Annotated in this window: 9 protein-coding genes, 1 CRISPR repeat array and 1 other annotated feature (1 of these 11 only partly in view); all 9 genes read left to right on the forward strand. The window is 30.3% G+C overall.

The genetic code is table 11. From position 1 onward, the window contains the following. Nucleotides 1–51: a sequence feature (sodium ion sensor (DUF1646 type); this cis-regulatory element may regulate processes involved in with the transportation of sodium ions), on the reverse strand (it extends 2 nt beyond the left edge of the window). Between the two features lie 229 nt (nt 52–280). The 9 genes from cas3 to HNR52_RS04780 all read left to right on the forward strand — a co-directional run bounded on the left by cas3 (nt 281) and on the right by HNR52_RS04780 (nt 14,289). Further along, nucleotides 281–2,692 (forward strand): CRISPR-associated helicase Cas3', encoded by a 2,412-nt coding sequence (gene cas3 / locus HNR52_RS04740; RefSeq protein WP_435619826.1) that lies wholly within the window; start codon nt 281–283, stop codon nt 2,690–2,692. Then, a complete protein-coding gene (locus HNR52_RS04745; RefSeq protein ID WP_435619827.1) occupies nt 2,682–4,487 on the forward strand; it encodes a hypothetical protein in 1,806 nt (601 codons plus the stop codon). The genes cas3 and HNR52_RS04745 overlap by 11 nt, the downstream gene beginning before the upstream one ends. Nucleotides 4,488–4,506: 19 nt before the next feature. Next, complete coding sequence (locus tag HNR52_RS04750; RefSeq protein ID WP_435619828.1) at nt 4,507–5,472, forward strand: DevR family CRISPR-associated autoregulator; 966 nt, start codon at nt 4,507–4,509, stop codon at nt 5,470–5,472. Nucleotides 5,473–5,493: 21 nt separating this feature from the next. Further along, nucleotides 5,494–6,210 carry a hypothetical protein gene (locus HNR52_RS04755; RefSeq protein ID WP_435619829.1) on the forward strand — a complete coding sequence of 239 codons (717 nt, stop codon included), beginning with the start codon at nt 5,494–5,496 and terminating at the stop codon, nt 6,208–6,210. A gap of 74 nt (nt 6,211–6,284) precedes the next feature. Then, complete coding sequence (gene cas4, locus HNR52_RS04760) at nt 6,285–6,776, forward strand: CRISPR-associated protein Cas4 (protein WP_435619830.1); 492 nt, start codon at nt 6,285–6,287, stop codon at nt 6,774–6,776. An 11-nt stretch (nt 6,777–6,787) separates the two neighbouring features. After that, nucleotides 6,788–7,780: a type I-B CRISPR-associated endonuclease Cas1b gene (gene cas1b, locus HNR52_RS04765; RefSeq protein ID WP_435619831.1), complete on the forward strand. Its 993-nt coding sequence runs from the start codon at nt 6,788–6,790 to the stop codon at nt 7,778–7,780. A gap of 1 nt (nt 7,781) precedes the next feature. Then, the gene (cas2, locus tag HNR52_RS04770; RefSeq protein WP_013789071.1) at nt 7,782–8,045 is read left to right on the forward strand and encodes a CRISPR-associated endonuclease Cas2; all 264 of its coding nucleotides are present in this window, start codon (nt 7,782–7,784) and stop codon (nt 8,043–8,045) included. A gap of 1 nt (nt 8,046) precedes the next feature. After that, nucleotides 8,047–8,811 carry a CRISPR-associated endoribonuclease Cas6 gene (gene cas6, locus HNR52_RS04775; protein ID WP_435619832.1) on the forward strand — a complete coding sequence of 255 codons (765 nt, stop codon included), beginning with the start codon at nt 8,047–8,049 and terminating at the stop codon, nt 8,809–8,811. A gap of 238 nt (nt 8,812–9,049) precedes the next feature. Then, a CRISPR array of direct repeats spans nt 9,050–13,638; the repeat unit is 30 nt; unit sequence GATTTAATCTAACCATAGTGGAATTGAAAC. 120 nt (nt 13,639–13,758) lie between these two features. After that, nucleotides 13,759–14,289 carry a helix-turn-helix domain-containing protein gene (locus HNR52_RS04780; protein WP_435619833.1) on the forward strand — a complete coding sequence of 177 codons (531 nt, stop codon included), beginning with the start codon at nt 13,759–13,761 and terminating at the stop codon, nt 14,287–14,289. The last annotated feature ends 2 nt before the right edge of the window (nt 14,290–14,291 follow it).

The raw sequence follows: 14,291 nt of genomic DNA on the forward strand, positions 1-14,291 counted from the left end.
CTTCCCACCCTAGAAGCCAAAAATCTTGAAGCAAGAAAATCTTGCTCAACCGAAAAATCAATTATTAAACTAAACTGAATTGTATCACAAAAATTGTTTTAAATCAATACTAAGCGATGTTCCTTTTAGTTTTATACTTTCGACTTTTTATATCAAAATTATAAATTTTACTTGGAAATTTTGGAGGATTTTTGATGGTTTTGTAGAATATATAAGGTAAAACATCTTAAAGTCATTGCAGCTTGATTTTAAATAATCACAGAAGGAGTAAAGCGATTCAATGATTTTTAATGAGGTTGAGTATGTAAAATTTTTTAAAGATGTGACTGGATTTGAGCCCTATGATTTTCAAATAGATTTGGCGACAAAGGTTTTTGCTGGGAAAAATGTAATTATGCAAGCGCCTACTGGTTCAGGTAAAACATGGGCTAGTATTATGCCGTTTTTATTTGCGTATTGTAAAGGAATCAATTTTCCGAGGAAATTGATATATAGTTTGCCTCTGAGAGTTTTGACTAATAGTCTATTTAATGATATACGAGAAAAGGTAGATAAGAAGTTTAATGGGAATATACAAGTAACTATTCAGACTGGTGAAAACAGCAATGACCCTTATTTTTTAGATGGTGATATAATATTTACAACAATTGATCAAAGTTTAAGTTCCTTATTGTCAATACCTTTTTCGTTGTCAAATAAACAAAGTAATATAAACACTGGAGCTATAATCTCTTCCTACTTGATATTTGATGAATTCCATTTATTGGATGTTAAACGTTCGTTATCTACGTTGTTAAATATTGTAAGTAAATTAGATGGCATAACACCTTATTGTCTTATGAGTGCCACACTTAGCAGTAAGCTACTAGATAATTATTGTAAAAAATTAAACGGTAGCCAGATATCTATTAAAGAAAATGAAGTTGCCAAAATTAAAAGTCAGAAAGATAAGGTAAAACGAGTCTTTGTAAAGGAAACGACCATCAGTGCAGAAGAAATCATTAAAAATCATGTTAAAAAGACAATTGCAATATGTAATACTGTAGAAACGTGTCAGAATTTGTTTTTAGAACTTAAAAACAAAATTGATAAAGAAAAGTCATTGAATAATGTTAGACTTTTGTGTATTCATTCGCGGTTTAGCTCAAATGACAGGAAAGACAAAGAAGAATTAATAAAGAAATTTTTCAACAAATATAGCGATGAAAATGTAATACTAATTTCAACACAAGTTATAGAAGTTGGACTTGATATAACCTGTGATGTAATGCATCTTGAAATTTCTCCAATAAATTCTTTTCTTCAAAGGATTGGCAGATGTGCAAGATATGAAGGAGAAAATGGGAAAATTTTTGTTTATGATGTAAATAGGGATGATAAAACAAAACCTTATTTACCGTATGATGAAGAATTGTGCGTTAGGACTTTGAATAAATTGAAAAGTATAGGGGATGGTGTGAATATTGATTATCAAAAAAGCGAAGTTTTGATAAATGATATTCTTACTGATAAGGAATTGAGAGATTTCGAGCGTATTGAAGAAGGAAAGCATAGGAGATTTACAGAAATAGTTGATTGCTGGATAAATAATGAAAAAGGAAATGCCAGTCGATTAATAAGAGATATAGACACAATTAATGTGTTAGTGGTTCAAAATGTAAGTCTATTAAAGAATCCATATACATATGATGCGATTCCGATAAATAGGTATACATTAATTTCAAGATTAAAAAAGGTTGTAAAAGAAGATGAGGAAGACTGGCTGGTAAGAGCAATAGAAGAGTCTTTTCTTGATGATGAAGATTTATTCGGAAAGTTTAATTATCCTCAAATAGCATTTGATGATATACGATTGAAAGTCGAGAATAGAGTGATTTTAAATTCTAAATACGTGTTTTATGATTATGACATTGGATTAAACCTTTTAAATGTTGGTCAACGAGAAATTTTAAAAATAGACAAACTTCAACAAAAACAGGATTACATAATTACAAAAGATACTTATGAAGAACACATAAGGTATATGATGGTGGCTTTTGATGATTTATTCAAAGTTAAATATAAGTATATATTTTTAAAATTAAAAGAAAGATTAAATTTAAAATATGATATGGAAGAATTAATAAGATTTATCATTATAATGCATGATTATGGCAAGTTGAACGCTGTTTGGCAAGCATCGGCTTCTAAATACCAAAACAAAAAAGGAAATTATAACAAAGAAGAATTATTAGCGCATACTGATTATAATCCAAATGTTGATGAAAATAATAGACCTAAACTACCTAATCATGCGGGTATTGGTGGTGTTGTAGCTGCAAGTTTAGCTGGCGATATATTGGATTATGGGGTTTGCATAGCTATTTTAAATGCTATAGCTAAACATCATTCAGTAAAGACTGAATCTTCCGCAAAGTATAGAATCATGAAGGAAGGCAAGGAAAAAACTTTAAAGTTAATAAAAACTTATTGTCCTAATTTGTATAAAGATATTGATAAATCAAAAGAATTTTTATCAGAAGGAGATGAACAATCTTTTAATGACTATGCAGTCAATTTTAATAAATTTGGTATTGATTTTGATGTATTATTATATTTTCTTTTTGTTAGGATACTTAGAATTTGTGATCAAAAATCATTTGCTTATAAGCAGATTATGATGGAAGGAGGTGAATATAGAGATGACAGATAAAAAATATTATGTATTGAAAGAAAGCGGAACATATTCAAACGCGTTGGAGGCTTATGGACTAGCCGAATTGATTTTAGGACTTACTCATGAGAAGGCAAAAATATCAATTATTGATAAAGGTATTTACTATGAACTTGATGTAAAAGATATGGAACTTTCTGAAATCAGGTACTTTGATTTATTTCCTTATTTAAAGAAAAAAGATGATAAGGAAGTGATAGAAAAAGGAATTAAAAATTATGTCGATTTAGAAGAGGAAAAAGAAAGAAAGAATAGATATAATGATTATCTTAAAAAAATAAATGAAGAAAAGAAAAAAGCCAAAAGTTTACCTGATGCAAAATCTATATTAGCTGAATTAGATAAAAAAATTAAAAATTATGAAGATAAGCCAATAAAAGAATTGGATGTTATAACAGGCATAAATCAGTTTAAAGCACTTGATATGTATAAAAAAACATATTTTAATTTATACGATAACAAGGACAGTTTCCAAAATATTATTGATGTGGTATTAAGACTATATTCTGATACAACTAACAACATTGAAGAAGCAAAAGCAATAATATCAGATTTAAAAAAGAAAAGAAAAATAAAAAATATAGAAAAAGTAAATAGTTTACAGCTATATAATCCGTCAATGGTTAAAGGGGCACATCCTCAAAAAAGTAATGACATAACTCCAAAATCCGTCGATGGATTTTGGCTGCAAGAATGTTTAAAAATTGCCGGAAGTTTCACTTCTATGGTTATAAAACCTGTACAAATAGCTAAACAAAAGTGGGACAATAAAGTTTATGTATTCGATGTAAATAATTTAGATTGGGATATAAGCAAGAAGGTATTTAACGAATTTAAGAAACTTTTGAAAGGAAATACGTCTGTAAGATTAGACATCAATTCTGTGCTTTTGATGACTAAAGAGTTGATTCAACATAGGGAAGATTATAAAAGCAATAGAAAATTTCTAAATGGATATCGCCCTCACGATGAGGTAAAGGGATTTTATGCAGTTTATTTTAAAAATATGGGGAATGCTAATTCGCCTACTAATATTTCGTTTATTGAACTGCCTTTGTTTATAGAGATAAATTCAGATAAAGAGGCAAAAGATTGGATAGAGATAATTGATGAACATTTAAAGATCATCAATAATATACGAAACTCTATTTCAGATCAAGATGAAAGTGGTAATATAATTTCTTTACTTAAAACATATAGACAGTTTTTAACGACATCTGATATGGATTATTTTTACAACTTCATAGGACAATATTCAATCTTTCTAATGGAGCAGATCGCAAAGAAAAATTATTTTACTAAACCTTTTAGTGAAAAATTGATGGAGGTGTTTTTGTTGAAAACTGATAGCAAAATATCAGAAATACTACAAAATCAGGGCTTTAGGAATATTGCTAAAGCTATACGCAAATCCACAATCTCGGAACAATACGCAAAGAGCAAAGGGCAACAAAAATATGATATTAGGTATGGACTTGCTCAGGAATTGTTGAGGAAATCAGCCTATAAAGAAGACTTGATAGAATTTTTGTCAGAATTTATTGTATCATATAATCAAGAGACAGCTAAAATGGCTGAGAAAGATAAAGGGAAAGTTAGAGCTACAATAAAGCAACAAGATTTAGAAGATTTGGTGAAATTAATTGATGAATATGATAACCCATCGTTAATAGGTAAATTATTGTGTGCCTTTGGATATTCACTTGACAGGAAAGAAAAAGAAGATGAACTGGCAGAAGATGAAAATAATGAACTTGATGAGATTAATGGTTAAAAAGGGAGGAGAATGAGAAATGGATAAAAACTTTATTTCTTCGTTATCGATTTGCGGAGAATTAGGACTCAATATGCATTCATTAAATAATGAAGGAGGGGAAGGGAATCAAGTTTTGACTCGGGAAGTTACAATTGTGAATGAGGACGGGAAAATTTTCACTGTAAATGCAGTTAGCGGAGACATGTTAAAACATATCCAAGCCGAACATTTGTATCATATATCAATAGAAAAAGGGCTTCCGCTTTGTGAGAAGTGTAAGGTTTTTGATGCAAATAGGATAAGTGGGGACAAAACCTTTACAGAAGAAACAAAAGACAAAAAAGATGAAGAGATTTTGGACATGTTAGTTAATAAATGTGCCATAGATGATTTGGAGGGCATCTTGATAACCAATAATAATAAAAATTTACCGAGAAAGTCAGCAGCAGAATTTGGCTGGTTGATTGGAATACCTGAAAAGGTAAAAACGGATACCTTTTTCCATGTCAAGTTAGTAGCAAATGCAGGAAATAAAAGTAACGATGAATCAGCAAATCAAGGACAAAATATATTTCATAGACCTGCTAATTCTGGCATTTATGCGTTAGTGTCTAATTTTGATGTATATAGAATAGGTTATAATGAGATATCAAGAACATATGCTATTGATGCGATTCAAAGATGCGAAAGATATAAAGCTTTTTTGCAATCCATAATGTACACATTTATTAAACCTAATGGTGCTATGAGAAATACCCAAGATCCCCACATTATTTCTTTCAAAGGGGTTATTGCGATTTCAAATAGTACGGTTCCTGCTCCAACTATAAGTCCATTAAATGATACATATACAAATGAAATAAAAGCTATAGCAGAAAATATTAATAAATTAGAGAAAAGTTCAATTAGGGTGATAGAGTTCAATACTTTGTCAGAGTTCACTGAAATTATGACTGATTTGATACAAAATTATGAACCATATGAGTTGGGAGCAAATAATTAGAAATGAAAGGGAAGATAATTTATGCTTCTTGAGGTTGTTTATAAGCCGACTTCTCTATTCTCATTGAGAAGAAGTGATGCAACAAACCCCGCTGCAAAGTCTTTGATAGCTCCTTCTCCGTATTCAATTAAAATGGCTTTGATTAATGCGGCAATAACCTTTAAAAGTTTTGATGATGATATATTTGAGATGATTAAAAACTTGGAAATACATTATAACCTCCCGGATTTTATATGTGTAAATAATTGCTTTGTTAAAAATCAAAGTAAATATGAGGTAAAAACAAAGAAGGAGAATGTGAATTTAGAAGATATTGAGGGATATGCCTTTAAAACAACAATTGGATTTAGGGAGTATATATACTATAATGATTTGGTAAAAATTCTGATAAAGACTGAAATAAAAGAAAAAAAAGACATAGATTTTCTTAAATCATTATTTATGAGGGTAAATTACTTTGGAAAAAGAGGAAGTTTTTTTCAGTTCATTGAAGCAAAAGAGTACAATGATAATAAAAGACCTCCAGGCTACAGCTATATTTTTGATGAAATAGTATCAAATAATTATGGAAAAAATATGATAATTTTTAAAATGGATGATGTTGATAAAGAGGCAAAATTCACCAATATGAATTCTTATTCGGGAGAAAAAGCTAAAAGAGTTAGCAAAATATATTGCTTTGAATACGAGCAATATAGGGCAAACAAAAATTTTACTTTACTGAGAAAAATAAAATGATGTTGTCTGAGGGATATATGATAAAGCTAAATGCTTTACCATATATCCCAGTATGAAATTGGTAAGGTGATACTATGGATTTAGCGACGGGTACAGAAGTAAATTATTATTTCGTCTGTAAGCACAAATTATGGCTTTTCGCACATGGCATAAACATGGAACATAATTCAGATTATGTTGACATAGGGAATGCAATTCACGAGAAAAGTTTTCAAAGAGAAGACAAAGAAATTTTGCTGGATGAACGGATAAAAATCGATTTTATTAAAAATCAGATGGAAATACATGAAACCAAAAAGAGTAAGGCTATGGAAGAAGCTACTAAATACCAAGTTTTATACTATATTTATTATTTAAAGACAAAAGGAATGGAAAATGTTAAGGGTGTCATACATTATATGGATAACCATTCAAAAGAAGAAATTAATCTTAGTGAAGAAGATGAAAATGAAATAAAAAAGATAATTGGAGAAATCAATAAAATAAAATCTGCAGATAAACCGCCGGCGATAGTAAAAAGTAGGGTTTGCACAAAGTGCAGCTATTATGAATTGTGTTTTAGTTAGAAGGTGATTTTATGAAAAAAAGCATATATATAAATACAAGTGGACGACTTAGCAGGAAAGACAATACCATTTTCTTTGAAAGTGAAACACTTGGAAAAAAGTTTATACCCGTGAACAATGTCGAAGAAATATTTTTATTTGGAGAAATAGATTTTAATACAAAAGCAATTAATTTTTTAGCACAAAACAACATAACGGTGCACGTATTTAATTATTACGGCTATTATTCCGGAAGTTTTTATCCAAGAGAACATTTACCATCAGGCTTTTTATTGGTTAAGCAAGTGGAAAAATACAAAGATGATGTGGAGAGACTTAATATCGCAAAGGAAATTATAAATGGCGCTAGTCATAATATATTAAAAAACATTAAGTATTACGCCAATAGAAAAGAGGGATTAGACGAATTTGTAGAGAGGATTGAAAACGAGAGAAAAAATCTAAAGGATATAAAGACAATAAATGAGCTCATGGGTGTCGAAGGTAGGATTAGAAATATATATTATTCTGCTTTTAAAACAATAATTGATGGAAAATTTGTATTTAAGAATAGAACGATGAATCCTCCGGATAATCCCATAAATGCATTGATTTCCTTTGGGAATTCGATGATGTATTCTATTGTTCTTACAGAGATTTATAATACACAGTTAAATCCGACTGTAAGCTATTTGCATGAGCCTGGTGAAAGGAGATTTTCTTTAAGTCTTGATATAAGTGAAATATTTAAACCAATCATTATAGATAGGATTATTTTTAGCTTAATAAATCAAAAAATGATAAGAGAAGAGCATTTTGATCAGGATTTAGAGATGTGCTATTTGAATGAGAAAGGTAGAGTTATATTTCAAAGAGAGTTTGAAGAAAAATTGGGGACTATTATTAAACATCCTGGCTTAAATAGAAGTGTAAGCTATAGAAGACTTATAAGACTTGAATGTTATAAAATTATTAAACATTTATTAGACGAAGAAAAATATGAATCATTAAAAATGTGGTGGTAAAGTGTATGTACTTATAGTTTATGATGTTGATGAAAAAAAGGTTGCAAAAGTAAATAAATATTTGAAAACTTATCTAAATTGGGTGCAAAATTCAGTATTTGAAGGTGAATTAACAGAAGCCCAATTAAATAGAATTATGTTATGGTTTAAAGGACATTTGGATTTAGAAAGCGACTCGGTTTTGATATATACAGCAAGTTCTCAAAAGTGGCTATCAAAAAGAATCATAGGAATAGAGAAAAATTCTACTGATAATATTTTGTGAGGTGGTACGATTGAGGATAAAAATAACATTATTACCAGAGGAAGATAAAAGCTTAAATATAAATTATAATTATTTTTTATCTGGATGGGTATATAACACTTTAAAAAAAGCGAATAGAGAATTTGCGGAACACCTTCACGAAAAAGGATATAAATATGGGAAAAAGGTTTTTAAATTATTTACTTTTTCTCAATTGCGCAGTAAAAAGCTCAAAATAATCGATGATGAGATAATGTTTTTGGACGAAACATACCTATACATAACCTCTCCCAAAAAAGAGTTTATGTTAAATTTTGTGACAGAAGTATTAAACAATGAGTTTTTAAAATTACAAGATTACCAATTTAGGATTAAGAGTGTGGAGATGTTAAAAGAACCGGAATTCAGTAATAGAGAAGATAAATTTATATGTTTATCTCCAATAGTTATGTCTACCGCTATTGAAATTGATGGAAAGAGGAAAAGTATAAATCTACCTTTACATGATTCTCGATTTATTGAAAATATAAAAAATAATTTGATTGAGAAATACTATGTTTTATATAACACGCTTCCAGATAATTTAAATATAAATATAGATTTTGATGTAAATTATTATATGAAAAATCCTAATGGGAAGAGAATAAAATTCAAAAATGTTTATGTTAAAGGATATATGGTACCTTTTAAGATGTCAGGTAATCCCGATTTAATAAAAGTAGCATACGAATGTGGATTAGGGGAAAAGAACAGTGCTGGATTTGGAATGATACAAAAAATAAAATGAATAATTATAAAAGAGCAATCTTTGTCGACCTTTCTCGATGTAAAAAACATAGGAGGTCGACAAAGAAATTGATAATGTAAAAGATTATTGTTTTTTGTTACTAAAGGGAGAGACGATGAAAATTGAATTTTTATACAATGTCAATAAACGGACTGGAATTTTAAAAAGTATTGAAAAATAACTCATGTTGTGTTAAATTGAATTTAAGCGGGAAAGTATTTTCATGCAATTTTCGTGGGATTTAATCTAACCATAGTGGAATTGAAACTTTGTTATTACAGCTGCTATAAATGCCCATTTACTTGATTTAATCTAACCATAGTGGAATTGAAACTGTGTAAAAATAGTCATACCAGATGCCAATAAAGAAGATTTAATCTAACCATAGTGGAATTGAAACTTGTCTTACTAATTGCCAACCTATTTTGTCGTTTGGTTTGATTTAATCTAACCATAGTGGAATTGAAACTAGGAACTCTTGGAACGATATTTGCGGGGATAGAAAGATTTAATCTAACCATAGTGGAATTGAAACTCACTAAGAACATAATTATAACCATCAGCATCAGGATTTAATCTAACCATAGTGGAATTGAAACTATAACTTACAGTCATATCAGTAGAAGTATCAGTTTGATTTAATCTAACCATAGTGGAATTGAAACTTAACAACACCTCACAATTTTTTATACAAATTTTATGATTTAATCTAACCATAGTGGAATTGAAACGACGTAAAGTACAAAAATTAGTAACATAATCAGCAGATTTAATCTAACCATAGTGGAATTGAAACCCAATCTCAAATGCGTATCATTTAATAAATCATAAGATTTAATCTAACCATAGTGGAATTGAAACCAAGAACGTTTAAGGATATGTCAAGAATTATTGCAAGATTTAATCTAACCATAGTGGAATTGAAACGAAAAAGATATACCAAGTTGTTCAGCCAACCGTAAAGGATTTAATCTAACCATAGTGGAATTGAAACTTTTCAGAGCGAGAATTTCTATTTTCAATATCTTTCAGATTTAATCTAACCATAGTGGAATTGAAACTACGCAATCGGAATTTTAGTTATATTTTTAGGCTTGATTTAATCTAACCATAGTGGAATTGAAACAAATGAAAGGTTCTGTTGATCCTTTTATTATTCGTAGATTTAATCTAACCATAGTGGAATTGAAACATTTTTTGATAATATCCACATTTTCATCTCTCCTTTTGATTTAATCTAACCATAGTGGAATTGAAACAGAGAAGCTTTGAAAATATTACAAGAAAAAGGTGTAGATTTAATCTAACCATAGTGGAATTGAAACTTGTTCGGGACAGGCACTTTTTGAGATTAGAATAAAGATTTAATCTAACCATAGTGGAATTGAAACTTGTGATAATTCCTCTGCTTCTATTGGTGTTACTGGGATTTAATCTAACCATAGTGGAATTGAAACGATATAAATTCCAATGCAGAATTAGAAGCAGACCAGATTTAATCTAACCATAGTGGAATTGAAACCTGCATGGCAGCAGCGGATTAGGTGGTAAAGGATTTGGATTTAATCTAACCATAGTGGAATTGAAACGCGGATTTTGTACCTGTTATCGCATGGAGAAAGCTTGATTTAATCTAACCATAGTGGAATTGAAACAACATCATCGAGGCAATAACAGTCCACACAGAAACAGATTTAATCTAACCATAGTGGAATTGAAACGGAATTGATTGACAACAGTCCATACACAGGTGACGAGATTTAATCTAACCATAGTGGAATTGAAACTAAGAGGTAAGTCACATCTGTAGCCTTTTTAATGAGATTTAATCTAACCATAGTGGAATTGAAACCTAACTCTTTCATCTGTTGAAATGAATATGTCATATGATTTAATCTAACCATAGTGGAATTGAAACTATTACTTTTATCCATTTTATGATATGTGTTATGTGCGATTTAATCTAACCATAGTGGAATTGAAACTTTCTAAAGACGTATACATATTTTTCTGAAAGCAGGTTAGATTTAATCTAACCATAGTGGAATTGAAACTATTGTGCTACTTCTGATATAGGCATAATAGACCACGATTTAATCTAACCATAGTGGAATTGAAACTATTTTAACGCCTCCTCTTTTGTATTCATATATACAGATTTAATCTAACCATAGTGGAATTGAAACTCTTAAAAGATTTTTGTCAATTTTTTTATTTATCATTGATTTAATCTAACCATAGTGGAATTGAAACTAAAAAGAGGCAAAGAGGTAGCAGACAGAGAAGTAGGATTTAATCTAACCATAGTGGAATTGAAACGTTCCTCAAAAACATCTATGATGCTTTGAGGAGTATGATTTAATCTAACCATAGTGGAATTGAAACTAGGATCTCAAGCCTTTTGGAAGTATTCTTTTAGCCGATTTAATCTAACCATAGTGGAATTGAAACTTTTTTAGCGACGTTTTTGCATTATCAAATAGCTTAGATTTAATCTAACCATAGTGGAATTGAAACTGTTTTTATAGTTCATTTTGGTTACTTTTTAGCTATGATTTAATCTAACCATAGTGGAATTGAAACGAATTCGTCGTAAAATTCCATATAGTCAGGTTCAAAGATTTAATCTAACCATAGTGGAATTGAAACCTATATTATCAACTTGATTAAGACGCTCTGTTTTAGGATTTAATCTAACCATAGTGGAATTGAAACGTTATAGCTAATTTTGAGTTAAATTTTAGTGCTATGATTTAATCTAACCATAGTGGAATTGAAACGGAAGTGGTGATTATTTTTATGTTGATGGTATACAAGATTTAATCTAACCATAGTGGAATTGAAACCCAATTATCATTTTTTTTGCTACTGTCTGAAACATAGATTTAATCTAACCATAGTGGAATTGAAACAATTTCATTCTCCGTTTTAGCAGGAATGATACCCAGGATTTAATCTAACCATAGTGGAATTGAAACACACAATTAGGACAGGAAATTAAGCAACTATATGAAGATTTAATCTAACCATAGTGGAATTGAAACAACAATATATAGTCCTGATAATACTGATAGAGCAGCGATTTAATCTAACCATAGTGGAATTGAAACAAAACAAATTGGAATGTTGAGACACCGCCAACTTAGATTTAATCTAACCATAGTGGAATTGAAACGTAGCAAAATCGGTCTGTGTAGCTTCTGTTTTTGCGATTTAATCTAACCATAGTGGAATTGAAACCGATTTTGTATAAATTTCTGCAAGAGCATCTTCTACGATTTAATCTAACCATAGTGGAATTGAAACTGCTGTAGTGTGGAACGGTGTCAGAGCTGCTATGGGGATTTAATCTAACCATAGTGGAATTGAAACAAACTTCATTTTGTGAGGCAATACGTTCATTGTCTTTGATTTAATCTAACCATAGTGGAATTGAAACAATACATTATCAGCAGTTTGTTGGGGATAACTAATAGATTTAATCTAACCATAGTGGAATTGAAACGCGTTCACGTGTATTGACACAAACAAGTTAGCATTGGATTTAATCTAACCATAGTGGAATTGAAACTATATATCATGTAACCCTGCGTATTGACTTTGTTTTTGATTTAATCTAACCATAGTGGAATTGAAACGGGAGCAAAGGCAAAATATCACAAATACAAAAAGGCGATTTAATCTAACCATAGTGGAATTGAAACGTGTGAAAGTTGGGTTTGTGTCACTGATTGCTGTAGATTTAATCTAACCATAGTGGAATTGAAACAGCTGTAAATCCGCCAACTACTAATACAGCAACTGCGATTTAATCTAACCATAGTGGAATTGAAACGATATGCTAATGCTTCCATGGAGCCGAAATGGACTACGATTTAATCTAACCATAGTGGAATTGAAACATGGCATTAATAATGCTGCAATACTTACGCCATCTAGATTTAATCTAACCATAGTGGAATTGAAACAAATAGGCAATCAACTTGAAAGTATATCTGTAGATCGATTTAATCTAACCATAGTGGAATTGAAACATATATCAACTTTATCTTTATAATCCTTCAAAACATCGATTTAATCTAACCATAGTGGAATTGAAACAAATTTTATTTTTAGAAGTCTTTATTGACTTCTATTGATTTAATCTAACCATAGTGGAATTGAAACAGACATTTGCAGGAATTTTATGACTTATTGCGAGAACGATTTAATCTAACCATAGTGGAATTGAAACGTGGTTTTACAGTAGGTTCCAGTACTCGTAGCACTGGGATTTAATCTAACCATAGTGGAATTGAAACAATGGAGGACATCCTATATATGAATACCCAGGTGCAGATTTAATCTAACCATAGTGGAATTGAAACGAATCTTGATGAACTTATACAGAAGGCCCACTCAAGATTTAATCTAACCATAGTGGAATTGAAACTGAAAAAGTAGCAAATCAGAGAAAGGACTACCTGCAGATTTAATCTAACCATAGTGGAATTGAAACTGCCAATAAATAATCGTCAATGCCTTTCCCTAAATTGATTTAATCTAACCATAGTGGAATTGAAACGTAAGAATGAGCTTATATTTTGCAACCTTACTCAACGATTTAATCTAACCATAGTGGAATTGAAACGTCTATATTGGCAAAATAACGTGGAAGAAAAAAGACGATTTAATCTAACCATAGTGGAATTGAAACTTGCGTCACCGGTCTCGGAACAAAAACAAAAATTGGATTTAATCTAACCATAGTGGAATTGAAACGAGATAATTGTTTTTTTTGACACTGAAAGTCATGTAGATTTAATCTAACCATAGTGGAATTGAAACATTGTCGTTTTGTCATACACGTTCACAAGCCCGTCAGATTTAATCTATATATGAGTGTAGAATAATGCCGAAATGTTCGATATATATAAGAGAAAATATATATGGGGGGCGTATTTACAAATGAAAAAGAAAAGTATTATTAAAAATGAACATGGGCAGACCATAAAGAGTTTAAAGAAATTCAAAAGAGGACTTAAAGATTCAAGGAAAATAGACCGTATTAATGTTATTATTCTTGCATTTCGAGGAAAGAATCGGCTGGAGATAGCAAAAATACTTGGGTTTAACAATCAAACCGTTGGAGAATACGTGAAAAAATACAATGAAGGCGGCTTGGATGAATTGCTGACCATAGGGAAGGCACCTGGACGTATTCCGAAAATCACTCCTGATATTCAGGAGGAGTTAAAGGAAGTAATTTTAAAGACACCAAGTGAAATCGGGTATGCTGTGAATGTAAACTGGAATTCAAGAATTATCGCTCAATATGTAAAAGATGTTTATAATATTAATATTGAAGCCTCAAGCATTAGACGATTGATGAAGCGGATGGGTTTTACCTATACCAGGCCCACATATGTTTTGATGAAAGCAGACGAAGAAGAGCAGAAAAAATTTGAGGAAAAGTTTGAAGATATAAAAAAACATTAAAA

The organism is Thermoanaerobacterium thermosulfurigenes (genome assembly GCF_051201035.1).
In the GTDB taxonomy this organism is placed as follows: Bacteria; Bacillota; Thermoanaerobacteria; order Thermoanaerobacterales; family Thermoanaerobacteraceae; genus Thermoanaerobacterium; species Thermoanaerobacterium thermosulfurigenes.

What these genes read in the sequence shown, in the direction of transcription:
- HNR52_RS04745 (WP_435619827.1), top strand. Translation starts at nt 2,682, where the DNA reads ATGACAGATAAAAAATATTATGTATTGAAAGAAAGCGGAACATATTCA.
- cas1b (WP_435619831.1), top strand. Translation starts at nt 6,788, where the DNA reads ATGAAAAAAAGCATATATATAAATACAAGTGGACGACTTAGCAGGAAA.
- HNR52_RS04780 (WP_435619833.1), top strand. Translation starts at nt 13,759, where the DNA reads ATGAAAAAGAAAAGTATTATTAAAAATGAACATGGGCAGACCATAAAG.
- cas3 (WP_435619826.1), top strand. Translation starts at nt 281, where the DNA reads ATGATTTTTAATGAGGTTGAGTATGTAAAATTTTTTAAAGATGTGACT.
- HNR52_RS04750 (WP_435619828.1), top strand. Translation starts at nt 4,507, where the DNA reads ATGGATAAAAACTTTATTTCTTCGTTATCGATTTGCGGAGAATTAGGA.
- cas4 (WP_435619830.1), top strand. Translation starts at nt 6,285, where the DNA reads ATGGATTTAGCGACGGGTACAGAAGTAAATTATTATTTCGTCTGTAAG.
- HNR52_RS04755 (WP_435619829.1), top strand. Translation starts at nt 5,494, where the DNA reads ATGCTTCTTGAGGTTGTTTATAAGCCGACTTCTCTATTCTCATTGAGA.